General features: G+C 63.0%; 22 protein-coding genes. 15 read left to right on the top strand and 7 right to left on the bottom strand.

The genetic code is table 11. From position 1 onward, the window contains the following. Positions 1-31: 31 nt before the first annotated feature. The gene (locus tag AC3WWH_RS15805) at positions 32-691 is read left to right on the top strand and encodes a hypothetical protein (RefSeq protein ID WP_057254817.1); all 660 of its coding nucleotides are present in this window, start codon (positions 32-34) and stop codon (positions 689-691) included. A gap of 96 nt (positions 692-787) precedes the next feature. Here AC3WWH_RS15805 and lysS read toward each other — a convergent pair whose 3' ends face one another. Beyond that, positions 788-2,284 carry a lysine--tRNA ligase gene (gene lysS, locus AC3WWH_RS15800; protein WP_058325289.1) on the bottom strand — a complete coding sequence of 499 codons (1,497 nt, stop codon included), beginning with the start codon at positions 2,282-2,284 and terminating at the stop codon, positions 788-790. Between the two features lie 10 nt (positions 2,285-2,294). Further along, positions 2,295-3,752: a glutamate--tRNA ligase gene (gene gltX / locus AC3WWH_RS15795; RefSeq protein ID WP_057254540.1), complete on the bottom strand. Its 1,458-nt coding sequence runs from the start codon at positions 3,750-3,752 to the stop codon at positions 2,295-2,297. Positions 3,753-4,011: 259 nt separating this feature from the next. On the opposite strand from gltX, the gene AC3WWH_RS15790 reads away from it, so the two are divergent. Next, a complete protein-coding gene (locus AC3WWH_RS15790) occupies positions 4,012-4,359 on the top strand; it encodes an ArsR/SmtB family transcription factor (RefSeq protein WP_058325288.1) in 348 nt (115 codons plus the stop codon). Between the two features lie 224 nt (positions 4,360-4,583). After that, positions 4,584-4,964 carry a VOC family protein gene (locus AC3WWH_RS15785; protein ID WP_057254542.1) on the top strand — a complete coding sequence of 127 codons (381 nt, stop codon included), beginning with the start codon at positions 4,584-4,586 and terminating at the stop codon, positions 4,962-4,964. A gap of 236 nt (positions 4,965-5,200) precedes the next feature. On the opposite strand, the gene AC3WWH_RS15780 is transcribed toward AC3WWH_RS15785, so the two are convergent. From AC3WWH_RS15780 to AC3WWH_RS15770, 3 genes are all read right to left on the bottom strand, one after another. Further along, complete coding sequence (locus AC3WWH_RS15780; protein ID WP_058325287.1) at positions 5,201-5,950, bottom strand: TerC family protein; 750 nt, start codon at positions 5,948-5,950, stop codon at positions 5,201-5,203. A 112-nt stretch (positions 5,951-6,062) separates the two neighbouring features. Continuing rightward, positions 6,063-6,902 (bottom strand): AraC family transcriptional regulator, encoded by an 840-nt coding sequence (locus tag AC3WWH_RS15775; RefSeq protein WP_058325329.1) that lies wholly within the window; start codon positions 6,900-6,902, stop codon positions 6,063-6,065. Positions 6,903-7,013: 111 nt separating this feature from the next. Continuing rightward, the gene (locus tag AC3WWH_RS15770) at positions 7,014-7,682 is read right to left on the bottom strand and encodes a TetR/AcrR family transcriptional regulator (RefSeq protein WP_373419944.1); all 669 of its coding nucleotides are present in this window, start codon (positions 7,680-7,682) and stop codon (positions 7,014-7,016) included. Between the two features lie 187 nt (positions 7,683-7,869). On the opposite strand from AC3WWH_RS15770, the gene AC3WWH_RS15765 reads away from it, so the two are divergent. The 5 genes from AC3WWH_RS15765 (at position 7,870) to xylB (ending at position 14,725) form a co-directional block, all read left to right on the top strand. Next, on the top strand, positions 7,870-9,078 hold the full coding sequence (locus AC3WWH_RS15765; protein ID WP_058325286.1) for an HlyD family secretion protein: 1,209 nt from the start codon (positions 7,870-7,872) through the stop codon (positions 9,076-9,078). A 54-nt stretch (positions 9,079-9,132) separates the two neighbouring features. Beyond that, a complete protein-coding gene (locus tag AC3WWH_RS15760; protein WP_058325285.1) occupies positions 9,133-10,722 on the top strand; it encodes a DHA2 family efflux MFS transporter permease subunit in 1,590 nt (529 codons plus the stop codon). A gap of 209 nt (positions 10,723-10,931) precedes the next feature. Continuing rightward, on the top strand, positions 10,932-12,005 hold the full coding sequence (locus tag AC3WWH_RS15755) for a metallophosphoesterase (protein WP_058325328.1): 1,074 nt from the start codon (positions 10,932-10,934) through the stop codon (positions 12,003-12,005). A 165-nt stretch (positions 12,006-12,170) separates the two neighbouring features. Beyond that, positions 12,171-13,208 (top strand): LacI family DNA-binding transcriptional regulator, encoded by a 1,038-nt coding sequence (locus AC3WWH_RS15750; protein ID WP_058325284.1) that lies wholly within the window; start codon positions 12,171-12,173, stop codon positions 13,206-13,208. Positions 13,209-13,270: 62 nt separating this feature from the next. Continuing rightward, a complete protein-coding gene (xylB, locus tag AC3WWH_RS15745; protein WP_058325283.1) occupies positions 13,271-14,725 on the top strand; it encodes a xylulokinase in 1,455 nt (484 codons plus the stop codon). A gap of 38 nt (positions 14,726-14,763) precedes the next feature. Here the strand turns inward: xylB and AC3WWH_RS15740 are convergent, their stop codons facing one another. Further along, positions 14,764-15,126 (bottom strand): nuclear transport factor 2 family protein, encoded by a 363-nt coding sequence (locus tag AC3WWH_RS15740; protein WP_058325327.1) that lies wholly within the window; start codon positions 15,124-15,126, stop codon positions 14,764-14,766. A 155-nt stretch (positions 15,127-15,281) separates the two neighbouring features. On the opposite strand from AC3WWH_RS15740, the gene xylA reads away from it, so the two are divergent. The 4 genes from xylA (at position 15,282) to AC3WWH_RS15720 (ending at position 20,888) form a co-directional block, all read left to right on the top strand. After that, entirely contained in the window at positions 15,282-16,592 is a 1,311-nt protein-coding gene (gene xylA / locus AC3WWH_RS15735) for a xylose isomerase (protein WP_058325282.1), read from the top strand. Positions 16,593-16,883: 291 nt separating this feature from the next. Further along, positions 16,884-17,936, top strand: a complete 1,053-nt coding sequence (locus tag AC3WWH_RS15730; RefSeq protein WP_058325281.1) for a sugar phosphate isomerase/epimerase family protein — start codon at positions 16,884-16,886, stop codon at positions 17,934-17,936. 254 nt (positions 17,937-18,190) lie between these two features. Further along, positions 18,191-19,372, top strand: a complete 1,182-nt coding sequence (locus AC3WWH_RS15725) for a Gfo/Idh/MocA family protein (protein WP_058325280.1) — start codon at positions 18,191-18,193, stop codon at positions 19,370-19,372. Between the two features lie 148 nt (positions 19,373-19,520). Continuing rightward, positions 19,521-20,888 (top strand): GH1 family beta-glucosidase, encoded by a 1,368-nt coding sequence (locus tag AC3WWH_RS15720; protein ID WP_058325279.1) that lies wholly within the window; start codon positions 19,521-19,523, stop codon positions 20,886-20,888. A 90-nt stretch (positions 20,889-20,978) separates the two neighbouring features. Here the strand turns inward: AC3WWH_RS15720 and AC3WWH_RS15715 are convergent, their stop codons facing one another. Beyond that, entirely contained in the window at positions 20,979-21,848 is an 870-nt protein-coding gene (locus tag AC3WWH_RS15715; RefSeq protein ID WP_057254553.1) for an NAD-dependent epimerase/dehydratase family protein, read from the bottom strand. A gap of 413 nt (positions 21,849-22,261) precedes the next feature. Between AC3WWH_RS15715 and AC3WWH_RS15710 the strand changes: the two genes are divergently transcribed. From AC3WWH_RS15710 to AC3WWH_RS15700, 3 genes are read left to right on the top strand one after another with little or no spacing between them, the layout of a single operon-like run. Continuing rightward, positions 22,262-23,344 (top strand): methionine ABC transporter ATP-binding protein, encoded by a 1,083-nt coding sequence (locus AC3WWH_RS15710; protein WP_058325278.1) that lies wholly within the window; start codon positions 22,262-22,264, stop codon positions 23,342-23,344. Beyond that, positions 23,334-23,999, top strand: coding sequence for a methionine ABC transporter permease (locus AC3WWH_RS15705; RefSeq protein WP_057254555.1), 666 nt, complete (start codon positions 23,334-23,336; stop codon positions 23,997-23,999). Before AC3WWH_RS15710 ends, AC3WWH_RS15705 begins: the two co-directional genes overlap by 11 nt. 37 nt (positions 24,000-24,036) lie before the next feature. Beyond that, on the top strand, positions 24,037-24,813 hold the full coding sequence (locus AC3WWH_RS15700) for a MetQ/NlpA family ABC transporter substrate-binding protein (protein ID WP_058325277.1): 777 nt from the start codon (positions 24,037-24,039) through the stop codon (positions 24,811-24,813). Positions 24,814-24,904 lie beyond the last annotated feature (91 nt).

The following is a 24,904-nucleotide window of genomic DNA, read 5'->3' as shown; positions in this document are numbered from 1 at the left end:
AATTCCTGGATATGACGGCGGAGTCACCCTCGTGAAGGCTATCCTCGGCAAGTTTCGGCCATCGAAGAGGCTGCTCGTCATCCTCGCGGCCGCCTTCGGCGTGTCGGCCGCATCCGGCGGGGCCGCTGTCTATGTCAGCCGGGACGCACTGATGGCGGGGCTTTCCAAGCCGAATACATCGGGTCTCGAATGCACGATGCTGCGGACCCTCAAGCTCAGCCATAACGGCCAGCGCTGGATCCGCATGCACGTCAAGACCGATCGCGCCGATGGCGAGGCACGCATGCGCACGGCCCTGCGTGTGGTCGGCGCGCTGGCGAAGGCCGAGAGCGCCGATCTCTATCAGGTCGTCGTGCTCGACGCGGCCGGCCCGGAGGATCGGGCGCAGGTTCGCGGAGCCGCAATCGGGGCGGAGGTGCTTTTCGCTCCAGGCCCGCAGAGCGTGCCTGGAATGAGCGAAACGTTCCGCGCTTCCTATAATGCCGGTACGGCGAATTCCGTCGGCGTCTTTCATGGCAAGACGGTCGATCTCTCGATGGATGATATCCGCATGATGATGGCAGCGATGGACGACCACTCGTCGTGCATCGATCCGTCCGCGGATCCGGCCGAAGCCAAGACCGCCGAAGCAGGCGGTGCCGAACATGCGGCCGAACCGGAGGAAACGGCCGAGGCGCCGGCCGGTCACTGAGACCACGCTGCGTCCGAGACGTCGGATCATCATCAGAAAATAAAAGGCCCGACGCTGGTGCGGCGGGCCTTCGTGTTCGTGGCAATGCGACCTTGATCAGTCGGCCTTCTGGCGGCGTGCCGGGAAGAGGATGACGTCGCGGATCGACGGCGCATTGGTCAGAAGCATGATCAGGCGGTCGACGCCGATGCCGAGGCCACCGGCCGGCGGCATGCCCTGGTCGATGGCATCGAGGAACTCGTCGTCGAGCTGCTTGGCCTTTTCGCCGCGAGCATGCGCCTGTTCGAGCTGCTCGACCATGCGGGCGCGCTGCTCTTCCGGGTCGTTGAGTTCCGAGAAGGCGTTGCCGAGTTCCCAGGCGTTGCAATAGGTCTCGAAACGCTCGACCAGGCGCGGTTCGCCCGGCACTTCCTTGGCGAAGGGCGAGATGTCCTTCGGGAAATGCGTGACGTGGGCCGGCTGGATCAGCGTTCCTTCAACCTTTTCTTCGAAGATGAAGGCGAGGCACTCGCCCCAGGTCCAGTCCTTCTCGACTTCGAAGCCGGCAGCCTTGGCGGCCGCGCGGGCTTCCTCGTCGGTCTTCATCGCCAGGAAGTCGATGCCTGTCGCTTCCTTGACGGCGTCGGGCATCGGCACGCGGCGGAACGGACCCTTGAAGGAGATTTCCTTGTCGCCGTAGGCAAATTCGGTCGAACCGTGGATCGCCATCGCCAGCTCGGCGAACAGCCGCTCGACGAGGTCCATGATGTCCTCGTAGTCGGCATAGGCCCAGTAGCACTCCATCATGGTGAATTCCGGATTGTGCCGGGTGGAGACGCCTTCGTTGCGGAAGTTGCGGTTGATCTCGAAGACCTTGTCGGTGAGGCCCGAAACCAGCGTGCGCTTCAGGTACAGTTCCGGCGCGATGCGCAGGAACATGTCGAGCTTCAGCGTGTTGTGATGCGTCTTGAACGGCTCGGCGGTAGCGCCGCCGTAGACCGAATGCAGCATCGGCGTTTCGACTTCCATGAAGCCGTCGTTTTCCATGAAGCGGCGGATGCCGGAAACGATGCGGCTGCGTTGCTGGAAGCGCAGCTTCGATTCCTCGTTGGTCATGATGTCGAGGTGACGCTTGCGGTAGCGAATTTCGATGTCGGAGAGGCCGTGCCACTTCTCGGGCATCGGCAGCAGCGACTTCGTCAGCATGGTGATCGCCTGGGCGTTGATCGTCAGCTCGCCGCGCTTGGTACGGCGCACGACGCCGGTGACGCCGATGATGTCGCCGATGTCGATCATCGGCAGCAGGCCGCGGGCCTCTTCGCTCGTCACGTCCTTGTGGCTGAAGATCTGAATCTTGCCGGAGGCGTCATGGATGTCCATGAACATGCCGGAGTTGCGCGAGGAGTAGACGCGGCCGGCAACGGTCACGACATCCTGCGTCTCGGTGTCCGGTTCCAGGCCTTCGTACTTGGCGGTGAGTTCGGCATTGCTCATCGTCCGGTGGAAATGCGCCGGATAGACGTCGCCGATCTGTTCGCGCAGCAGCTTCAGCTTCTGTGCGCGGACTTCCGTTGCGTCGGAGGAGAGGCCAGTGGTCTCGGTCTTGTCGTTCATCGTGCTCTCCTTACTTTCCGCTGCCGACCATGGAGGCGACCACCTGGGAAGCGACCTTCAGGCGCTGGCGTACCACGGCGCGGCCCAGGATTTCCATGCTGTCGAACAGCGGCAACGAGCGCTGCGAGCCGGAAACCGCCACAAAGAGCGGCGCCACGATGACCTTCAGCTTCTTGCCCATGCGTTCGGCGACCGCGCGCAGTTCCGCTTCGATCGACTCCTTGTTCCATTCGAGGATCTTTTCGAGATCCGGCTGAACGGCGTTGAGGACCTCGAGCAGTTCTTCGGGCGTCGACTTGACACCGGCGAAGGCAGCCGGCTGCAGGCCGAGATCGGACTTGAACAGGAAGCTTGCGAGATCCGGCAGTTCGCCGAGCTTCGAGATGCGCGACTGGCTGAGCTTCAGGCCCTGCTTCAGGCGGTCGTTTTCCATCGCCCAGGCAAGGACGCGGGCGGCGAACTCGTCTTCCGAGAGCTTTTCGCGGATCCAGCGTGCGTTCAGCCAATCGAGCTTCTGGATGTCGAAGATCGCGCCGGCCTTCGAAAGGTTCTCCGGATCGAACTTTGCCGCGAGCTCGTCGATCGTCAGCAGTTCCTCGCCTTCGGCGATCTGGATGAAGAACAGGCCGAGGAAGTTCATCAGCGCTTCCGGCAGGTAGCCGAGCGCGGTGTAATAGGAGATCGACGTCGGGTTCTTGCGCTTCGACAGCTTCGACTTGTCGGCATTGCGCATCAGCGACAGGTGCATGAATTTGGGCGGCTCGAGGCCGAGATACTGGTAGATCAGGATGTGCTTCGGCACGGAAGCCAGCCACTCCTCGCCGCGCGCGACGTGGGTGATCTTCATCAGGTGGTCGTCGACGACATTTGCCATGTGGTAGGTCGGCATGCCGTCGGCCTTCAAGAGCACCTGCATGTCAACGGCATCCCACGGGATTTCGACATCGCCATAGACGCCGTCGTTAAACTTGCACGAGCCCTCGGTCGGGATCTTCATGCGCACGACATGCGGCTCGCCGGCGGCAACGCGCGACGTCACTTCTTCGGCCGTAAGGTTGAGGCAAAGGCCGTCATACTTCGACGGCTTGCCGGCGGCGCGCTGGCTCTCGCGCATCTGCTCGAGCCGCTCGGGCGTGCAGAAGCAGCGGAAGCCGTGACCGTTCTCGACGATCTTCTCGACGTAAGGGCGATACATGTCCTTGCGGTCGCTCTGGCGATAGGGGCCATAGGGACCACCGACATCAGGACCTTCAGACCATTCGAGCCCGCACCATTTCAGCGCGTCCAGCACCTTCTGTTCGAACTCCGGCGTCGAGCGGGTCGCATCGGTGTCTTCGATGCGCAGGATGAACTCGCCGCCGTGCTTCTTCGCAAAGAGGTAGTTGAACAGAGCGATATAGGCCGTGCCGACATGCGGCTCGCCGGTGGGGGAGGGTGCGATGCGTACCCGGACTGCTGAATTTGCCATGGTCTTTTTGCCCGTCTGACGTGCTTTTCGCCCCTTGCCGGAAAAGAAATCCGACCGCCGGGGCGCGCATTTTATGGGAAGGAAAGGCCCGCAAGGGTGCCGCAACAGCGGTATCGGCAGGCTATTCCAGTCGGCTCGCGTGAGACCATAGAACACCGATCATGTCAACGGAAAGTGGACCACGTCGGTTTTTGTTGACACTGCCGGCCCTGGACGATAATGAACCGAAAGGTTATTTAACTGAAAGGTTTTTTAGAAAATGCCGGAAGATCGCTTGTCGACGACGCTCTCCGCCCTGGCCGACCCAACGCGAAGGGCGATCCTCGCCCGTCTCGCCCTCGGAGAGGCCTCGGTCGGCGAACTGGCGGAACCTTTCGCAATGAGCCTGCCGGCAGTGTCCAAGCATCTCAAGGTTCTCGAGCGCGCCGGGCTGATCAGCCGGGGCCGCGAAGCGCAATGGCGCCCGTGCCGGCTCGAGGCCGCGCCGCTGAAGGACGTCAACAGCTGGCTCGACAGCTACCGTCGCTTCTGGGAGCAGAAGTTCGATCGTCTCGACGCCTATCTGCAGGAACTCCAGCACATCGATCCGGACGCCGGAAAGAACTGATCGCCATTCCATCTTCCGTCCGCTTCCGTTCTGCTGTAAGCAGGATGCGTCGAAAAAGGCAGGACCGGATATGGTAAGCCCGGTCCCTTCGGTTTTCTAACGAAGCTCTGCTCGAACGTCCCGTTCGAACCCACGACGTGGTTCCGATGCAATCGCATCGGTCCGCGGCGGGGTATGCATATCGACGCAGTCCGCCGCGTTTCTCGAACACGGAGACTGTGAACATGCGACTGAATCATATCGACCTCTATAGCCCCGTCGTTGCCGAAACGGCTTCCTTCCTCATCGACCATTTCGGCCTGACGCTGGTCGAAAAGCGCGGCAAGGACGCCTTCTATCGCTTGACGGATGGTTTCGGCCTCGTGCTCGTCGTCAGCCCGCCGATCACGGCACTTGGCGGCGGCGACCAGTTGAACCTCGGTGCCCAGACCTACCACATCGGCTTCCTGCTGCCGGCGCGGGCCGAGGTCGACGACGCCTACCGGCGGGTGCGTGGATCCGGCGCCCAGGTGATCGCACCGGAGGACCGGCACGGCGCCTACGTCTTCTATGTGGTCATTCCCGGCAACATTCTGGTCGAAGTCGGTCATCGCGCAGACGTCTGAACCGGACCGGAGGTCAGCGGAACGTTTCCTCGGGAGAGGCGTTGTCCAATCAGAAGGCGTGGAGCCAGCCACCGGCATGGCTCAGCGAAAGAGGAGGAGTGATCCTGTATTTCGCTGAAGGCTCGCGGTTGACGGCCGGTCGGTTCGGTCCCGCGTCTTCGTGAACTCCCGCAAACAAGAAGGCCCGCATCGGCGATGCGGGCCTTTTCGCGATGAGACCGTCGTGGCTCAGCTCGTCAGTTGAGCTTGCCTGCCTTCCGGAGCCGCGCATTGCGCGCGACCATGTTGAGGATTTCGACAAGGGCCGAGAAAGCCATGGCGGCGTAGATGTAACCCTTCGGCACATGCAGGCCCATGCCTTCGGCAATCAGCGTCGTGCCGATCATCAAGAGGAAGGCGAGCGCCAGCATGACGATCGTCGGGTTCTTCTCGATGAAGTTGGCGAGCGGATTGGCGGCGACGAGCATCACGGTCACGGCGGCAATCACGGCGATGACCATGATCGGCAGGTGCGGCGTCATACCGACGGCGGTGATGATGCTGTCGACCGAAAAGACGAGGTCGAGCAACAGGATCTGAGCGATCGCAGCGCCGAAGCTGTTGATCGCCGAAGACGCGATGAAGTCCTCGCCATGATCGGCCGGATCGACATTGTGGTGGATTTCCTTGGTCGCCTTCCAGACGAGGAACAGGCCGCCGGCAATCAGGATCATGTCCTTCCAGGAGAAGCCGTGGCCGAAGGCCTCGAACACCGGCGTCGTCAGCTTGACGATCCAGGCAACGGTGCCGAGCAGGGCAAGGCGCATGACGAGAGCGAGACCGATGCCGATGCGGCGGGCCTTTTCGCGGTGCTCAAGCGGCAGCTTGTTGGTGAGGATCGAGATGAAGATCAGGTTGTCGATACCGAGAACCACCTCCATGACGACAAGCGTGACGAGGGCAACCCAGGCGGCGGGGTCTTGGGCAAGCAACAGGATATCCTGCATCGGCGATCTTCCTTTGTGGGTGGCGCGTCGTCGCGCAAGAATCGCCGAAAGTATTTAAGAAACATCGCGAAGGTGACAAGCGCTGCCGCTATTTGCGGCGGCGCTTTACCGTTTACGATCTGATCGGAATCCACAGTTCGACGACGCCCATGCCCGAATGTGGGTCGAAGCGCTCGTCGTAGCGTTCGATGAGATCAGGCGTTTCGCCGTGCTGAAGTCCGGACTCGGGCAACCAGGTGCCGAAGACATGGTCCGCGGTCTTGGCGATCGCGGAGATGTGGCCGCGGTGCAGGAAGACGGCATAACGCTGCTTCGGCAGCTTCAGCGTCGAAAAGCCCTCCGGCAGGTCGTCGGTTTCGCTGACTTCTGCGGCTGCCATGTAGCGGAAGGTTCCGGCCTCGCCATTGCTTTGGGTGCAGACGCCGTAGGCGATGTCGCCCTTCTGGCCGGCTATGTTGCCGAAGTGGCGGTTGAACCGCTGCCAGAGCGAAGGGATGCCCTCGGTGCGGCTGTAGGCATAGGTTTCCGCTAGGCCCGCCAGAAGCAGGGGCGGGCTGTCTTCGAAGCGCGGCGGGTCGATCTTGAGAAGGCGGGTATCGTCCATTCTTAAAGGCTCCATCAGTTCGATGTTTCGAACGTGCCTTTGCTTGCGCACCGTCTCGGGCGTCACGCCGAACTGGTCGCGAAAGGCGCGGGTGAAAGCCTCGTGCGAGTTGTAGCCCGCTTCGAGGGCTACCGAAAGAATGCTGAGGGAACCATCGGCCAGGGCGTAAGCGGCATCGCTGAGGCGCCGGCCGCGAATATAGGCGCTGATCGAACGGCCCGTGACCAGCCCGAAAACGCGCGAGAGATGGAAGCGCGAGAGGCCAGCGGCCCCGGCGATCTCATCCAGCGATATGTCCCTTGCGAAATGGCTCTCGATGAACCAGACCGCGCGTCCGATGGCACTCATCATCACTCCTTTGGCAGCGCCCTGGTGATAGGGTCTTGCCGGAAGGCGCGCTTGATCGCAATTGCTGGATTGTAACGCCGGAGGGGTCGGAAGAGTTCGGCGCCAGCCGTCCTATTTCTTCGGTCCGTAGGCGGACATGAAGACGCGGACGGCGGCGGTCACCGTCGCCTCGATCTGTTCCTTCGGCGGTGCGGTGCACATGCCGCCGAACAGGCGGTGCTTGAAGAGCCCGGCCTGCGCCATTTCGATGAACTGGCGGGCGGCCATCTCGGTGTTGTCGATATCCAGAGTACCGGCAGGAACCTGCCGGTCGAGATAGGCCTTGAGCACGGTATAACCGTTTTCCGGCGCCTCGCTGAAGAAGCGCTCGGCCAGATGCGGCATGCGATCGATCACGCCGATCACCATGCGCATGGAGCGGATCGTTTCTTCGGCCGTCATGCTGGTCGTCAGCGTCACGCCGAAATCGTAGAGCGATTCCTCGACGTCGTCGTGATCGTTGAGCGCGTGCTTGGCGGTCTGGACCACCCGGGTCTTGCCCTTGATGATCAGAGCCTTGAACAGGTCTTCCTTGTTCTCGAAATAGACGTAGAGCGTACCCTTGGAGACGCCGGCCTCGCGGGTGATGTCGTTCATGCTGGCAGCGTCGAAACCCTGGCTCAGAAAGGCGCGCCGGGCACCTTCGAGGATCTGCTCGCGCTTGGCGGGGTCCTCGCCGGCGGCGTGGCGGCCGCCCATCGAAAAGAGATCTTCGTCCTGGCCGACATTCGGCTGGATCATGTCCTGGGTTCCGGTCTTCACCGTGCTCATGGTGGTCGCTTGTTTCCGTCCTGCTTGCATTAAATTTCAGTCATCGAACCGCGTGGTTCGATTTCCTCTTGATATGCGACCAGAAAGGGCCTATGTCAAGCTCGATCGAACCGAACGGTTCAGTTCGTTCAGCAATCTTTAACCAGGCCGGTGCCCAATGTCCGCATCCAACACATCCAGCGCTGCTCGCGTCCGTCCAGTCGACGAGAATTTTGAAGTGCAGCAGGAAACCGCGCTTGAGGCAAAGGCGCCTGCGGCGGAGCAGGCCGCTGTCCAGGCTCCCGCAGAAGCGGCGCAGCCGCCGAAGAAGGCGCGCAAGCCCATCGTTCCGGTGCTCGGTCTGGCGCTTCTCGCCGCCGGCGCCTGGTTCGGCTACGACTGGTGGACCAATGGCCGCTTCATGGTCTCGACCGATGACGCCTATATCGAAGGCGACATCGCGACGATTTCGCCGAAGGTTTCGGGATACGTCGCCAAGGTCGATGCCGTCGCCAACCAGAAGGTGAAGGCCGGCGATCCTCTCGTTACCCTCGACGATGGCGATTATCGTATCGCTGCCGAGCAGGCCGAGGCAAAGATTGCCACCCAGAAACTTGCACTCAGCCGTTTCGATGCGCAGATTGCCGGTGCCAAGGCGAGCCTGGCCCAGACCGAAGCGCAGAAGAAGGCTCTCGAAGCGACGGTGCGCGGCGCCGAGCTTGCGCAGAAGCGCGCAAGCGACCTCCAGTCCAAGGCCGTTGGCACCGTCGCTTCGCTTGACAACGCCGATGTGGCGCTCGACCAGGCACGGGCGAACCTTGCCGGCGCCGATGCCAACATCGCCGCTGCCAATGCGAGCATCACGGTTCTCGAAGCCCAGCGCACCGAAGCCGAAAGCGAGATCCGCTCGCTCGAGCTTGCGCGCGACAAGGCCAATCGCGACCTCGGCTTCACCGTCCTGAAGGCGCCCTATGACGGCATCGTCGGCAACGTGGCGGTGCAGGTCGGCGACCTCGTTTCGGCCGGCCAGCGGCTCGCTGCCCTCGTTCCTGTCGACCAGCTCTACATCGACGCCAATTTCAAGGAGACCCAGATCGCCCATCTGGTGCCGGGCTCCAAGGTCAAAGTCCATGTCGATGCCTATGAGGATCACGCGATCGAAGGCACCGTTGCCTCGATTTCGCCAGCCTCCGGTTCGGTCTTCTCGTTGCTGCCGGCGGAAAACGCCACCGGCAACTTCACCAAGGTGATCCAGCGCGTGCCGGTGCGCATCACGCTCCCGGCCGACGTGCTGGCCGAAGGACACCTGCGTGCCGGCCTGAGTGTCATCGTCGACGTCGACACGCGCACGGCGCCGGATCAGACCAAGGTCGCCGCCACCAAGTAATCAGGCCCAAACGCCGGCGCGCCTCAAGGCGCGCCTTTGCAAGGAGTGGCTGAGATGGCCGCAACGGCAACAGCAGGTTCGGTGGCGGCCGCCGCACCGAAGGTCGAGGAACATATGGATCCGAAGAGGCTGATCGCCTTCTTCGCCATGGTCGTCGGCATGTTCATGGCCATCCTCGACATCCAGATCGTCTCGGCCTCGCTCGCCGAAATCCAGGCGGGCCTGTCGGCCGGCTCGGACGAGATCGGCTGGGTGCAGACCTCCTATCTCATCGCCGAAGTCATCATGATCCCGCTGTCGGGAACGCTAGCGCGCATCGTCTCGACGCGCGTGCTGTTCTCGGTTTCGGCGGCAGGCTTCACCGCGGCGAGCGCGCTTGCGGCAACGGCGACGAACATCGACCAGATGATCGTCTATCGCGCCATCCAGGGCTTCATCGGCGGCGGCATGATCCCGTCGGTGTTTGCGGCAGCCTTCACCATCTTCCCACCGTCGAAGCGCAACATCGTCTCGCCGATCATCGGCCTGATCGCGACGCTGGCGCCGACGATCGGCCCGACCGTCGGCGGCTATCTCAGCCACGCCTTCTCCTGGCACTGGCTGTTCCTCGTCAACGTCATTCCCGGCATCATCGTCGCGACGCTCACCTGGACCTTCATCGATTTCGACAAGCCGGAACTCGGCCTGTTCAAGAAGTTCGACTGGTGGGGCCTAGCCTCGATGGCGATCTTCCTCGGCGCGCTCGAATATGTGCTCGAAGAGGGCAACACCAACGACTGGTTCAATGACGAGCACATCGTCATGGGCGCAGTCGCTTCGGCAATCGCCGCCATCATATTCTTCTATCGGGCCTTCAAGGTGGAGTTCCCGGTCGTCGACCTCAGGGCCTTTGCCAACCGCAACTTCGCCTTCGGCTCGATGTTCTCCTTCGTCATGGGCATCGGGCTCTATGGCCTCACCTATCTCTATCCGCTCTATCTCGGGCGCATCCGTGGCTACGATTCGCTGATGATCGGCGAGACCATGTTCGTCTCGGGCCTTGCGATGTTCTTCACGGCGCCGGTCGCCGGCATCCTTTCGGGAAAGCTCGATCCGCGCGTGCTGATGACGATCGGTTTTACGAGCTTTGCCGCCGGCACCTGGATCATGGGTCATCTGACCGCCGACTGGGACTTCTACGAGCTGTTCATCCCGCAGATTCTGCGCGGCGTCGGGCTGATGCTCTGCATGGTGCCGATCAACAACATCGCGCTCGGCACCATGTCGCCGGCGCGCATGCGCGGCGCGTCCGGCCTGTTCAACCTCACCCGAAACCTCGGCGGTGCAGTCGGGCTCGCGGTCATCAACACGATCCTGACCCAGCGCCAGGACTTCCACTATGCGCGCCTCGCCGAGCATGTGCAGTGGGGCAATCCGGAGGCGATGGAGCGGTTCAACAACATGGCCGCCAACTTCAACGCCCATGGTCTCGACGGCACGACGATCGCCGTCAAGCAGCTTGCTGCGATGGCGCAGAAGCAGGCGATCATCCTGTCCTTCGGCGATATCTTCGTGCTTTTGACGGTGCTGTTCCTGTCGCTGATCTTCGGTGTGATGATGATCAAGAAGCCGCAGGGCGCCGGCCCCAGCGGCGGCGGTCACTAGGACAAGAGGATGATGGGTCGAGGCGGCCCATCATACTTTCCCATGAGAGGTAGGTAGGCGGGCGAGCGCCCGTCTTTCCTCGTTTCCATCCTCAGACAAGTCCGCACGGTTTACGCGAGCCGAGCCTTGCTGCACACTCCCGTCGACTGATGGCGAGGGGCGGCGGGATGAAGGAACGGGTTTCGACGGCTATCTCACGGCGGTCTTTCATGACGGGCCTTGCCGGCGTCGGGCTGGGGCTTGCCGCCTCGCGCAGTCGCGCTGCCGCACCGGCCATCGATGCGACGTTCCTGTTCTCCAACGACATTCATGCTTGCCTCGTTTCGATCGAGGGGCTCGCGCCGAACTGCGCGGCGGAAGGCAAGACCGACGCGAACCTGCTGCGCCATGTGGCGGCGCTCAACGCCGTGCATGCCATGCGCTGGCCGGAAACGGTCGCGGGCAAGCCGAGCGGTCTCGCAAGTGCCGGACGGCAGATCGGCAAGCCACTCGGCCTGGTGCTTGGCGGCGACATCACCGACGACGGCGGCGGCCAGGTGCGCCAGCCGCGCGAAGGGCGGCAGCTGCAGCAGTTCTCCAGTCGCTATCAGGAAGGGGCGGGGGCGGATCGCGTCCACATGCCCGTATTCGTCGGGCTCGGCAATCATGACCTCGACCAGGACGGCCCGCCGCTGCATGTCGACTGGTATCGCCGCGAGCTGCGCGATTATGTCGAGCTCAATCATCGCCAGACGGTCTTCTACAAGCCGCCGGTGCCGGTGACCAACTACGACCCGCTTTCGGACTGCTACTCCTGGGATTGGGGCGGGTTGCACCTTGTGCAGCTGCAGCGCTTCGGCGGCGATGAGACGAAGGGCGCGGTGAATGCGCTGCCCTGGCTGAAACAGGATCTGGCTGCCTATGCCGGCGATGGCCGGCCCGTCATACTGTTCCAGCACTATGGCTGGGACGCGTTTTCGACCGAGGTCTGGGATGTGAAGGCCAAGACCTTCGATGATGAAGGCGATGGCGCGCCGCATTGGTGGAGTGTCGATCAGCGCCAGGCGCTGCTCGACTCGCTCAAGGGCTACAACGTCATCGGCCTGTTCCACGGACACCAGCACGAAACCGCAATGATCTACCGGCAGAGCGGGCTCGACCTCATTAAGCCGAAGGCTGCCTATATGGGCGGCTTTGCGGTCGTGCGTGTCACGGACGGTTTCATGGATGTAGTGTTGGCCGAGGCGGGTTCCGCGCACGGAGAGGTCACGTTTACTGCGGCTTTCAGCAAGCGGCTCGGCTAGTATCCGGCAAGTTTCACAACACTCGTTAAATCATTCGGAATCAATCGTTTAAAGTGACAGCGTGCCGTCCTTCCGCCGGCGCACGGACGCCTGTTTTCGCCGTTTTGAAGATTTCTGATTTACGTACATCAGAAATTCCTCTAAAGGCAGAACCCGGAGGAAAACATGCGTCCGACAGTTCACGATATCGCTGCTAAAGCCGGGGTCAGTCTCGCCACCGTCGACCGGGTTTTGAACAATCGTCCCGGCGTGCGCGGTGTCACCCGCGACAAGGTCGAGCGCGCCATAACGACGCTCGGCTATGTGCGTGACGTCGCCGCCGCCAATCTCGCCAAGAGCCGCATCTACCCGCTGATCTTCATCCTGCCCGAGGGCGACAACACCTTCATGCGCGGCCTTGTGGCCGAAGTGGAGGCGGCGAAAGTGCGGTCTGCGGTCGAGCGCACCGCGATCACCGTGCTCTCCGTCCCGGCCTTCGATAAGGCGGCCCTGGCTGCGGCGCTGGAAAAGGCGCGGGCACTCGCCCCTGCCGGTGTCGCCGTGGTTGCGATCGATGCGCCCGAGGTCGTTGCGGCTGTCGATCGGCTTCGTGAAGACGGTATTGCCGTCGTGACGCTGGTTTCCGATCTGCCGGGATCGTCGCGTGATCACTTTGCCGGCGTCGACAACATCGCCGCCGGCCGGACCGCAGGCACCTTGATGGGGCGTTTCCTCAGCGGTCGCGAAGGACCGGTCGCGATCGTCGCCGGCTCGATGCTGGTGCGCGACCATCGTGATCGCCTCGAAGGTTTCAGCGCGGCGATGGCCGAAAGCGCCCCGGGCCGCCGGCTTCTGCCCGTCGTCGAGGGTCATGACGATCCCACCGAAGTCGAGAACCTTGTGTCGGGACTTGTCGCCGATCATGCGGACCTCGCCGGCATCTACAGTCTCGGCGCCGGCAATCGCGGCCTGATCGCAGCACTCGAAAAGGCCGGGCGTCAGGCTGATATTTGCGCCATCGCGCACGAGCTGACACCGCATAGCCGCGCGGCACTCGACTCCGGCACCTTGGACGCGCTCCTCAATCAGGATGCCGGGCATGAGGTGCGCAGCGCCATCCGCGTGCTGAAGGCCCGTGCGGATGGACTCGCGGTGATCGGGGCGCAGGAGCGCATCCGCATCGAGATTTTCCTTAGGGATAACCTGCCGGTCGAGCCGGCGTAACGATTTGGAACTGCGCGGTTCCGGACGGCAAACCGGTCTGGAATTGCTCAATGGAGGCAAGCATGTATCTCGGACTGGATCTCGGCACCTCGGGCGTCAAGGCAATGCTCATCGATGGCGACCAGCGCATCATCGGTTCGGCCTCCGGCGCGCTCGACGTCTCGCGGCCGCATCCCGGCTGGTCGGAGCAGGACCCGGCCGAGTGGGTGCGCGCAACCGAGGAGGCGATTGCCGGCCTGAAGGCAGCGCACCCCAGGGAACTTGCAGCCGTGCGCGGCATCGGCCTTTCTGGCCAGATGCACGGTGCGACGCTCATCGATGCCGACGACCGGGTGCTTCGGCCCTGCATCCTCTGGAACGACACCCGCAGCTTCCGCGAGGCGGCAGCGCTCGACGCCGACCCGCAGTTCCGGGCGATCACCGGCAACATCGTCTTTCCTGGCTTTACGGCGCCGAAGCTCGCCTGGGTGCGCGCCAACGAGCCGGAGATCTTTGCCAGGGTGCGCTGGGTACTGTTGCCGAAGGACTATTTGCGCCTATGGCTGACCGGCGAACATATGTCGGAAATGTCCGATTCCGCCGGCACCTCCTGGCTCGATACCGGCAAGCGGCGCTGGTCGGAGAGCCTGCTTGCCGCCACCGGGATGGATGAGAAGCAGATGCCCAGCCTGGTCGAAGGGACCGATCCGGCCGGCAAGCTACGCCCGGAACTCGCTGGGCGCTGGGGTATCTCGGGCAATGCCGTGGTTGCCGGCGGTGCCGGCGACAATGCGGCGTCTGCCTGCGGCATGGGCACTGTCGGCGAAGGGCATGCCTTTGTCTCGCTCGGCACCTCAGGGGTGCTCTTTGCCGCGAATGCGAGCTACCTGCCCAATCCGGAAAGCGCCGTACACGCCTTTTGCCATGCGCTGCCGAACACCTGGCACCAGATGGGCGTCATCCTGTCGGCGACCGATGCGCTCAACTGGTACTCGGGCATCGCCGGTCTCAGTGCTGCCGATTTGAGCGCCGAGCTTGGTGATGACCTGAAGGCGCCGACCGGCGTCACCTTGCTTCCCTATCTCTCCGGCGAGCGCACGCCGCACAACGACGCGGCGATCCGCGGCGCCTTCGTCGGACTTGGCCATGAAAGCAGCCGCGTGGTGCTGACCCAAGCGGTGATGGAGGGCGTCTCTTTCGCCATTCGCGACAGCCTGGAGGCCTTGCGTGCCGCCGGCACGACGCTCTCGCGGGTGACGGCGATCGGCGGTGGCTCGCGCTCGCGCTACTGGCTGAAGTCGATCGCCACTGCGCTCGACCTGCCTGTCGATTTGCCCGCCGACGGCGATTTCGGTGCCGCCTTCGGTGCTGCCCGCCTTGGTCTCATCGCCGCGACGGGCGCGGATCCGGTTGCCACCTGCTACGCGCCGCGCACGGCCGAGACCATCGCGCCGGAAGCGCCGCTGGTCTCAGTCTATGAGGCGAGCTACCAGCGCTATCGCCGGCTCTATCCGGCGATCAAGGGTGCGGCGTCGTGACGACGCTGCACCGCGGATCCGGTTCGAGTGCCGGCCGCTCAGCGGGCGGGGACCTTGTCGAGAAAGCCGGTGATCGTCTTCAGGCGGCCATTCTCGACCTGGCAGACATCCGTGCCTTCGATAACCGAGGCAACGCCCTCCGGGCCGAGCGCCCAGGAAAAGCGGATCGTGTCGGCATAACCGTCCGCAGCCCCCTTCAGCGTGAAGCGGAAGCCGGGGAACTGCCCCTGGACGCCGGCGATCAGCGCATCGATGCTGGCATGGCCGTCGCCCTGCATGATCGGGTCGCAGTAGGCGACGTCGGCGGTGAACGCCTTCTCGATCAGCGCAGAGCGGGCGGCGGCGTCGGTTGTGTTCCAGGCGGCAATGTAGGCTTCGGCGATGGCGTTGAAGTCGTGCATCGAAGTGTTCCTTTCGTTTGGCGTTTCGATGCCCCAGCTATCGCCGGACGAGGGAATGAAACCAATTACCTTCCACGTAATGGCCGCGCCTATCGAACGGGCGACGCCGGCCGAAATCCATCCCATTCGCATCATCCTTGAGAGGAGCCAAACCCATGAGCACAGGATTTTTCGGCGATATCGCCAAGATCAAGTATGAAGGCCCTGATAGCGCCAACCCGCTTGCCTTCCGTCATTACAACAAGGACGAGGTCGTTCTCGGCAAGCGCATGGAAGATCACCTGCGCTTTGCCGTCGCCTACTGGCACACTTTCGTCTGGCCGGGCGGCGATCCCTTCGGCGGCCAGACCTTCGAGCGCCCGTGGTTCAAGGACACGATGGACGCCGCGAAGCTGAAGGCCGACGTCGCCTTCGAATTCTTCGATCTGCTCGGCGTGCCCTTCTACTGCTTCCATGACGCGGACGTGCGTCCTGAAGGCAAGAGCTTTGCGGAGAACACGAAGAATCTCAACGAGATCGTCGATCATTTCGAGAAGAAGCAGGCCGAGACCGGCGTCAACCTGCTCTGGGGTACGGCGAACCTCTTTTCCAACCGGCGCTACATGTCGGGTGCGGCCACCAATCCGGACCCGGATGTCTTCGCCTTCGCCGCGGCAACGGTGAAGACCTGCCTTGACGCGACCAAGCGCCTCGGCGGCCAGAACTATGTGCTGTGGGGCGGGCGCGAAGGCTACGAGACGCTGCTCAACACCGACATGAAGCGCGAACTCGACCAGCTCGGCCGCTTCGTCAATCTCGTCGTCGAGTACAAGCACAAGATCGGCTTCAAGGGCGCGATCCTGATCGAGCCGAAGCCGCAGGAGCCAACAAAGCACCAGTACGACTACGACGTCGCGACCGTCTACGGCTTCCTGAAGAACTACGGTCTGGAAAACGAGGTCAAGGTCAATATCGAACAGGGCCACGCGATCCTCGCCGGCCACTCCTTCGAGCACGAGCTGGCGCTTGCCAATGCGCTTGGCATCTTCGGTTCGATCGACATGAACCGCAACGACTACCAGTCCGGCTGGGACACCGATCAGTTCCCGAACAATGTGCCGGAAATGGCGCTTGCCTATTACCAGGTTCTCGCCGGCGGCGGGTTCGTGACCGGCGGTACCAATTTCGATGCTAAGCTGCGCCGGCAGTCGATCGATCCCGAGGACCTGCTGATCGGTCACATCGGCGGCATGGATTGCTGCGCCCGTGGTCTGAAGGCGGCAGCAAAGATGATCGAGGACAAGGCGCTCTCGGCACCGCTTAATCAGCGCTATGCCGGCTGGCAGGTGCCGGAAGCCAAGAAGATGCTCGACGGCGGCTTCTCGCTGGAGGAGATCGAGGCCTGGGTGCTGAAATCGGATCTCAACCCGCAGCCGAAGTCCGGCAAGCAGGAACTGCTCGAAAACGTCGTCAACCGCTACGTCTAAGCACTCTCGCGAGTTTGCGCACGCGGCGGCCCGGTCTCTCCGGGCCGCCGGTTTGCGGCGACTGCGGGTGTCGGCGACGCAGGTGGGCTGCAATATGAAATCGATTACAAATCTCTCGGGAATCTGTGCCCTCGCCAGTTGCCCCCGGTTGAAAATCTGCTAGCTTTGGCGCCTGCAACGTTTCAGGTCCGCCAGTTGTGGCGAAAACAAGGTGCCATTGTACCTCCTTGTCGCCGACTGACCGGACAGGCCGACATCATCAATGGCCGTTTCATCGGGAGGAAAATCGGGATGAAGACCATCAAGGGGCCAGGGCTCTTTCTTGCGCAATTTGCCGGCGATGCGGCACCGTTCAATTCCTGGGACGCGATCACCAAATGGGCGGCCGATTGCGGCTACAAAGGCGTGCAGGTCCCGAGCTGGGACGCGCGGCTGATCGATCTTCAGAAGGCAGCGACCTCGAAGACCTATTGCGACGAATTCGCCGGCACGGCCCGCGACAACGGTGTCGAGGTGACCGAGCTTTCGACCCATCTGCAGGGCCAGCTCGTCGCCGTGCACCCGGCCTATGACGAGGCCTTCGACGGCTTTGCCGCACCCGAGGTGCGCGGCAATGCGAAAGCGCGGCAGGCCTGGGCGGTGGAACAGGTGAAGCTGGCGCTGACCGCCTCGAAGAACCTCGGGCTGAATGCGATGGCGAGCTTTTCCGGTGCGCTCGCCTGGCCCTTCGTGTATCCTTGGCCGCAGCGCCCGGCCGGCCTCGTCGAAACCGCGTTTGACGAACTGGCGAAGCGCTGGAAACCGATCCTCGACCATGCCGAGGAAAACGGCGTCGACATCTGCTATGAGATCCATCCGGGCGAGGACCTGCACGACGGCATCACCTACGAGATGTTTCTGGAGCGCACCGGCAACCACGCCCGCGCCTGCATGCTCTATGACCCCTCGCACTATGTGCTGCAGTGCCTCGATTATCTCGACAACATCGACATCTACAAGGACCGCATCCGGATGTTCCACGTCAAGGATGCGGAGTTCAATCCGACCGGACGCCAGGGCGTCTATGGCGGCTATCAGGGCTGGGTCAACCGGGCCGGACGGTTCCGCTCGCTCGGCGACGGCCAGGTGGATTTCGGCGCGGTGTTTTCCAGGATGGCGGCCAATGATTTCTCCGGCTGGGCCGTGGTCGAATGGGAATGCGCGCTGAAGCATCCCGAGGATGGTGCGCGCGAGGGTGCCGACTTCGTCAAGCACCACATCATCCGCGTCACCGAAAAAGCCTTCGACGATTTCGCCGGAGCGGGCACGGACGAGGCCGCCAACCGGCGCATGCTGGGGATCTGAGGTAGCGTTTGCCCCTCACCCTAACCCTCTCCCCGCTTGCAGGGAGAGGGGACGCGGACTGTGGCCGCGGTTGAACCTGCAGCGCTCTCAGAGAGAGTTGCTTGGGGCCTGGCGGGCGCATCCAGTCCCTTCTCCCCGCCTGCGGGGAGAAGGTGCCGGCAGGCGGATGAGGGGCGCTTCCCTCACCGCGCGGACGGGGGGCGAAAGCCGCGACAAACAACACAACACACGAACGGAAACAGGGGAGAATCCAAATGGCAATCGAAGGAACGAGCGAGAAGCGCGAGCGCCGCATCCGGCTCGGCATGGTGGGCGGCGGCTCCGGCGCCTTTATCGGCGCAGTGCATCGTATGGCGGCACGGCTCGACGATCACTTTGAACTGGTGGCGGGCGCCTTGTCGTCGACGCCGGAAAAGGCGGAAAGCTCGGGCCGCGAGCTCGGGCTCGACCCGTCGCGCGTCTATTCCGACTTCAAGCAGATGGCGATCCGCGAAGCCAAGCTGAAGGACGGCATCGAGGCGGTGGCGATCGTCACGCCGAACCACGTTCACTACGCCGCTGCCAAGGAGTTTCTGAAGCGCGGCATCCACGTGATCTGCGACAAGCCGCTGACCTCGACGCTTGCCGACGCCAAGAAGCTGAAGAAGGCGGCCGAGGACAGCGATACCTTGTTCGTACTGACGCACAACTACACCGGCTATCCGATGGTCCGCCAGGCGCGCGAGATGGTCGCCAATGGCGAGATCGGCGCGGTGCGGCTGGTGCAGATGGAATATCCGCAGGACTGGCTGACCGAAAATATCGAGCAGTCCGGCCAGAAGCAGGCGGCCTGGCGCACCGATCCGGCGCGCTCGGGCGCCGGCGGCTCGACCGGCGATATCGGCACGCACGCCTATAATCTCGGCGCCTTCGTCTCCGGTCTCGAACTGGAGGAGCTTTCGGCCGATCTCGACAGCTTCGTTCCTGGTCGTCAGCTCGACGACAATGCGCATGTGATGATGCGCTTCAAGGCGAAGGACGGTGAGCGGGCCAAGGGGCTGCTCTGGTGCAGCCAGGTCGCGCCCGGCCACGAGAACGGCCTGATGGTGCGCGTCTACGGCACCAAGGGCGGGCTCGAATGGACGCAGAAGGACCCGAACTATCTCTGGCACACGCCGTTCGGCGAGCCGAAGCGACTGCTCACCCGGGCGGGTGCCGGGGCGGGTGCTGCGGCAAACCGCGTCAGCCGGATTCCGTCCGGTCATCCGGAAGGTTACCTCGAAGGCTTTGCCAATATCTACACGGAAGCGGCGCGCGCCATCTTCGCCAAGCGCAAGGGCGAGAAGGTCGATGCCGCCGTCACCTACCCGACCATCGATGACGGCATGAAGGGCATGGTCTTCGTCGACGCTTGCGTCCAGTCATCCAAACGAAATGGTGCGTGGGTAAAGGTGTAGCGGAGCACAAGAACCGGCGAAAGGGCGGGGCATTCCCGCCCTTTTTCGCGAGTTGACATTTGCCAACACGGCTTTAGGTCGGCCGCGAAACAAAAGAAAGCAACATGGTCCCGTTTCCGGCGGGGCCGGAACAAGACGAGGCAGAGAGATGACCGATCCCAAGATCCTGGCCCAGCGCTTCCCGGGCGACTTCGTATTCGGGGTGGCGACCGCCTCCTTCCAGATCGAAGGTGCCACCAAGGCCGATGGGCGGAAGCCGTCGATCTGGGACGCGTTTTCCAACATGCCGGGCCGTGTCTTCGGGCGGCACAATGGCGATGTCGCCTGCGACCACTACAACCGGCTGGACGAGGATCTGGACCTGATCAAGAGCCTCGGCGTCGAGGCTTACCGCTTCTCGATCGCCTGGCCGCGCATCATTCCGGAAGGCACCGGCCCGATCAACGAAAAGGGGCTCGATTTCTACGACCGTCTCGTCGACGGGCTTAAGGCCCGCAACATTAGGGCATTCGCCACGCTCTACCATTGGGATCTGCCGCTGGCGCTGATGGGCGAGGGAGGCTGGACGGCGCGCACGACGGCCTACGCCTTCCAGCGTTACGCCAAGACGGTGATCGCCCGTCTCGGCGATCGTCTCGACGCGGTTGCGACCTTCAACGAGCCGTGGTGTTCGGTGTGGCTGAGCCATCTCTACGGCATCCATGCGCCGGGCGAGCGCAACATGGATGCAGCCCTTCACGCGCTGCACTTCACCAATCTGGCGCACGGGCTCGGCGTCGATGCCATCCGCTCGGAGCGGCCGAACCTGCCTGCCGGCATCGTCATCAATGCGCACTCCGTGTATCCCGGCAGCGACCGCAAGGCCGACATGGCAGCGGCCGAACGGGCCTTCGACTTCCACAATGGTGTCTTCTTCGGCCCCATCTTTAGAGGCGAATACCCCGAGAGCTTCATGAGCGCGCTCGGCCACCGCATGCCCACGATCGAAGACGGCGACATGGAGACGATCTCCCGGCCGCTCGACTGGTGGGGGCTCAACTACTACACGCCGATGCGGGTCAGCGCCGACCCGGCGAAGAGTGCGGAGTACCCGGCGACGATCAACGCCAAGGCGGTGAGCGAGACCAAGACGGATATCGGCTGGGAGGTCTACGCACCGGCGCTCGGTAGCCTGGTCAGGACGCTCAACGCGACCTACCAGCTGCCCGACTGCTACATCACCGAGAACGGCGCCTGCTACAACATGGGTGTCGAAAACGGCATCGTCGACGACCAGCCGCGACTCGACTACATCGCCGACCATCTGTCTGTCACGGCCGACCTGATTGCCGAGGGTTACCCGATGCGCGGCTACTTCGCCTGGAGCCTGATGGACAATTTCGAATGGGCCGAAGGCTACAAGATGCGTTTCGGCATCGTCCATGTCGACTACGATACCCAGGTGCGCACCATCAAGAAGAGTGGTCACTGGTACCAGGCGCTCGCCGAAGAGTTCCCGAAGGGCAACCACGCCTGACAATTGGGCGCGTGGTTTCAGCCGACCCGCATCAAGCACAACTCCGGGAAGAACGCGAAACGGTTCTCCCGGATTTGCGTTACCCCAAGATCACCACCGGACCGGCAGGACCTCGAGGCTCTGCCGGTCGAGCTGGGCCAGCACTTCCTTGAAACCGTAGCGCGGCTTCCAATCGAGCTTCTCGATTGCGGCGCTCGGGTCGTAGACCCGGTCGATCGTGGCGGGCAGCGGCCAGCCGCGATCCGCAAAAGCCTGCGACAGTTTTGGCGCGCGTTCGCGCAACAGGCTTGCGGCGTCCTCTGCCAGACGGCGGCAATCGGTCGGAAGCAGCGGCGTTTCGCCAGAGATGATGTAACGCTGGAAGAAAGGGCCGCCGTTGTCGAGTGCCGCCGCATGCGCCGCCGCAACGTCGCGCACATCGATGCCACGGTGCAAGCGATAGCTCGCGACGCGGTCGGCCGCCTCCGGGAAACAGCGCGACATGCGCAATACCCGCACATGCAGGGCACGGTCGGCAGCATTTTCAAGTAGGGCTTCGGCCGCAAGCTTGGTGTGGTGATAAATGGTGTGCGGCTTTGGCGGTGTCTCCTCGGTGATCCAGGCGCAGCCTCCGGCGGTGACCGCGTGGCCGTAAAGAGCCGTCGTGCTGGTAAAGACGATACGGCCGACACCCGTCGCCTGGGCGGCAGCGATCACCAGATGCGTGCCCATCACATTGACGCGTTCGAATTCCTGGTCGGCGAGCATGTCCACATGCGGCGCATGCAGTGCTGCCGTATGGATCACGGCATCCGCCCCCTCCATGGCCCGCTCCAGCAATTCGCCGTCGACGAGATCGCCAACTATCGCGGTCGTGCCGAAAGGCGTGCGGTCGATGCCGATGACATCATGGTCTGCGGCGAGCGCGTTATAGATCGCCCGGCCGATGCGGCCCGAGCTTCCGGTCAAGACGATGCGCATTTCTTACCTCGTAACCCTGTTCCTGCCCGTTAGCATGAAATGCGGTCGGGTGCAGTCCGTTCAAACAAGGATTTCCAAGATGGCGATCTGCGGGATGCGGCACCCAGTGCAGCAAAAGAGCATGGTTTTGCCGATCTCCTTCCTATTGCGGAAAATCATGCCTGTGAAACGCCCGGACAATTCTCCATAAGAGCCGTAGATTATGTCGCATGCGGGCCATGCGGCGCCAAAGTTGAACTGACTGGTTTCTTGATGCTAGAGAAGTGCTCCCTGTTCCGAATGCGTTGTCGAATGTCGGCCTGACCGGACGCGCCTTCCATCCCGACTTTGCCGGGATCACGAGTTTTGAACATCCGAGAGCACCTAATGTATCCGCACATTCCGACTGCGCCTCTTTCGGGGATCTCCGAACGATGAGCGTTTCCGCCTTGAAAGCCACGTCACCGGCTGACGCAGCCGTCGTCTTCGACGGCGTTTCCAAGCATTTCCCCGCCTCCGGCCAAAGCGGCGCCTTCACCGCGCTCGACAATGTCTCGCTGACGGTCGACCGTGGCTCGATCACCGGCATCATCGGTCGCTCCGGCGCCGGCAAATCGACGCTGATCCGCCTCGTTAACGGCCTGGAGAAGCCGAGCGGCGGCAAGGTGCTGGTCGACGGCGTCGATGTCGGCGGGCTCGACGATGCGGCGCTGCGCACGCTTCGCCGCAACGTCGGCATGATCTTCCAGCATTTCAACCTGCTCTCCTCGCGCACCGTTTTCGGCAATATCGCGCTGCCGCTCGAGATATCAGGCATGGACAAGCGCGCGATCGATCAGCGCGTGCGGCCGCTGCTTGATCTCGTCGGCCTTGCCGACAAGCACGGGCGCTACCCGGCCGAACTCTCCGGTGGCCAGAAGCAGCGAATCGGCATCGCCCGCGCGCTTGCGACCGAGCCGAAGCTGCTGCTCTCCGACGAAGCGACCTCGGCCCTCGACCCGGAGACGACACAGTCGATCCTGGACCTGTTGAAGCGGATCAATGCCGAGCTTGGCCTGACCGTGCTGCTCATCACCCATGAGATGGAAGTGGTGAAGGCGGTGACCTCGGATGTTGCCGTCATCGATCACGGCCGCATCGTCGAGCGCGGCCACACCTTCGACGTCTTCACGCATCCGAAACACGAGACGACGCGCGCGCTGCTTTCGGGCTTGCCGGGCTCCAAGCTTCCGGACGCGGTGGCCCGGGCGCTCAAAGCCCAGCCCGCACCTGGAGACCGTGCCGTCGTGCGGCTCACCTTCTTTGGTGCGGCGGCCGAAAGGCCGCTGATCTCTCAGTTGATCAAATCGGTTGGCGCCGAGGTCAACATCATCGCCGGCACGATCGACGAGATCGGCGGCGCGCCCTATGGCTCGCTGGTCGTTGCCTATGGCGCCGATGCCGAGACATCCGGTCGCGCCGAACGCTTCTTCACCGAAAACGGTCTGGTAACGGAGGTGCTCGGTTATGTCGCCTGATATTCTCCTGCGCATCGGTGGTGCCACCGTCGACACCATCTACATGGTTGCCGTCGCTGGCCTCATCGGCTCGCTGATCGGCCTGCCGATCGGCATCTTCCTCGCGACCAGCGGCAAGGGCGAGCTCTTCCCGGCGCCGACGCTCAACCGCATCGTCGGGCTGATCGTCAACGCCACGCGCTCGACGCCCTTCATCATCCTGGTCGTCGCGATCATTCCCTTTACCCGGCTTTTGACCGGCACCTCGATCGGCACCAAGGCGGCGATCGTGCCTTTGACGATCGCGACGATCCCCTTCGTCGCGCGTCTGGTGGAAGCGGCGATCCGCGAGATCGACAAGGGGCTGATCGAGGCGGCGCGCGCCATGGGCGCCACCCCGATGCAGATCGTCTTCAAGGTGCTGCTTGCCGAAGCGCGTCCGGCTCTGACGTTGGCGCTCACCATGACCGCCGTCAGTCTCATCGGCTATTCGGCGATGGTCGGGGCCGTCGGCGGCGGCGGGCTCGGCGACCTCGGCATCCGCTACGGCTACCAGCGCTTCATGCCCGACGTAATGCTCGTCGTTGTCATCGTGCTGATCGTGCTGGTGCAACTCGTCCAGAGTGCCGGCGACGGCCTGGCGCGGCGCTTCGACAAGAAAAACCGCAAGACCTGATTTCCTCCCAAGACTGAACGTGAACAAGGAGACATCCATGAAGAAGCTTATCATCGCGGCAGCGATTGCCGCTCTTACCGCCGGCACGGCGCTTGCCGAGACCATCAAGGTCGGCGTCACGCCGGGCGAGCATGCCCAGATCATGGAGAAGGTGAAGGAAGTCGCGGCACCCAAGGGCCTCGACATCGAGATCCTCGAATTCTCCGACTACGTCGTTCCGAACCAGGCTCTGGCCGATGGCGATCTCAACGCCAACTCGTTCCAGCACCAGCCCTATCTCGACAACCAGATCGCCGATCGCGGCTTCGAGATCGTCAGCGTCGGCACCACGATTACCACGCCGATGGGTGTCTATTCGCAGAAGGTGAAGAGCCTCGACGAACTCCAGGACGGCGCGACGATCGCCATCCCGAACGACCCGACCAATGGCGGCCGCGCGCTGCTGGTTCTCGCCTCCAAGGGCCTGATCAAGGTCAAGGAAGAGGCCGGCCTGAAGGTCACGCCTGCCGACATCACCGAGAACCCGAAGAACATCACCTTCGCCGAGCTTGATGCCGCCCAGCTGCCGCGCTCGCTGCAGGACGTCGATGCGGCCGTCATCAACACCAACTACGCGATGGAAGCCGGCCTGCACCCGAAGAAGGACGCGATCGCGATCGAAGGCGAGAAGTCGCCCTATGCCAACGTCATCGCCGTGCGCAAGGCCGACAAGGATGCGCCGTGGGTGAAGACGCTGGTCGAATCCTATCACGACGAAAAGGTGAAGGCCTTCATCAACGACACCTTCAAGGGCGCGCTGATCCCGAGCTGGTAAGCTTCTGATCGAAACAGCAACCGCGCGCCGCATTCCGGCGCGCGGTTTTGCTTTGACCGTGCGTTCCGCGCGGTTATCCTCCCGACGCTTC

This window comes from Ensifer sp. EB106-03-01-XG145 (genome assembly GCF_058792075.1).
Note: the sequence above shows the minus strand (reverse complement) of the source record. Positions and strands in the feature narration are given on the sequence as shown.

Coding starts and splice junctions, on each gene's coding strand:
- lysS (WP_058325289.1), bottom strand. CDS start 2,284: ATGAACGACAAGACCGAGACCACTGGCCTCTCCTCCGACGCAACGGAA.
- gltX (WP_057254540.1), bottom strand. CDS start 3,752: ATGGCAAATTCAGCAGTCCGGGTACGCATCGCACCCTCCCCCACCGGC.
- AC3WWH_RS15790 (WP_058325288.1), top strand. CDS start 4,012: ATGCCGGAAGATCGCTTGTCGACGACGCTCTCCGCCCTGGCCGACCCA.
- AC3WWH_RS15785 (WP_057254542.1), top strand. CDS start 4,584: ATGCGACTGAATCATATCGACCTCTATAGCCCCGTCGTTGCCGAAACG.
- AC3WWH_RS15780 (WP_058325287.1), bottom strand. CDS start 5,950: ATGCAGGATATCCTGTTGCTTGCCCAAGACCCCGCCGCCTGGGTTGCC.
- AC3WWH_RS15775 (WP_058325329.1), bottom strand. CDS start 6,902: ATGAGTGCCATCGGACGCGCGGTCTGGTTCATCGAGAGCCATTTCGCA.
- AC3WWH_RS15770 (WP_373419944.1), bottom strand. CDS start 7,682: ATGATCCAGCCGAATGTCGGCCAGGACGAAGATCTCTTTTCGATGGGC.
- AC3WWH_RS15765 (WP_058325286.1), top strand. CDS start 7,870: ATGTCCGCATCCAACACATCCAGCGCTGCTCGCGTCCGTCCAGTCGAC.
- AC3WWH_RS15760 (WP_058325285.1), top strand. CDS start 9,133: ATGGCCGCAACGGCAACAGCAGGTTCGGTGGCGGCCGCCGCACCGAAG.
- AC3WWH_RS15755 (WP_058325328.1), top strand. CDS start 10,932: ATGACGGGCCTTGCCGGCGTCGGGCTGGGGCTTGCCGCCTCGCGCAGT.
- AC3WWH_RS15750 (WP_058325284.1), top strand. CDS start 12,171: ATGCGTCCGACAGTTCACGATATCGCTGCTAAAGCCGGGGTCAGTCTC.
- xylB (WP_058325283.1), top strand. CDS start 13,271: ATGTATCTCGGACTGGATCTCGGCACCTCGGGCGTCAAGGCAATGCTC.
- AC3WWH_RS15740 (WP_058325327.1), bottom strand. CDS start 15,126: ATGCACGACTTCAACGCCATCGCCGAAGCCTACATTGCCGCCTGGAAC.
- xylA (WP_058325282.1), top strand. CDS start 15,282: ATGAGCACAGGATTTTTCGGCGATATCGCCAAGATCAAGTATGAAGGC.
- AC3WWH_RS15730 (WP_058325281.1), top strand. CDS start 16,884: ATGAAGACCATCAAGGGGCCAGGGCTCTTTCTTGCGCAATTTGCCGGC.
- AC3WWH_RS15725 (WP_058325280.1), top strand. CDS start 18,191: ATGGCAATCGAAGGAACGAGCGAGAAGCGCGAGCGCCGCATCCGGCTC.
- AC3WWH_RS15720 (WP_058325279.1), top strand. CDS start 19,521: ATGACCGATCCCAAGATCCTGGCCCAGCGCTTCCCGGGCGACTTCGTA.
- AC3WWH_RS15715 (WP_057254553.1), bottom strand. CDS start 21,848: ATGCGCATCGTCTTGACCGGAAGCTCGGGCCGCATCGGCCGGGCGATC.
- AC3WWH_RS15710 (WP_058325278.1), top strand. CDS start 22,262: ATGAGCGTTTCCGCCTTGAAAGCCACGTCACCGGCTGACGCAGCCGTC.
- AC3WWH_RS15705 (WP_057254555.1), top strand. CDS start 23,334: ATGTCGCCTGATATTCTCCTGCGCATCGGTGGTGCCACCGTCGACACC.
- AC3WWH_RS15700 (WP_058325277.1), top strand. CDS start 24,037: ATGAAGAAGCTTATCATCGCGGCAGCGATTGCCGCTCTTACCGCCGGC.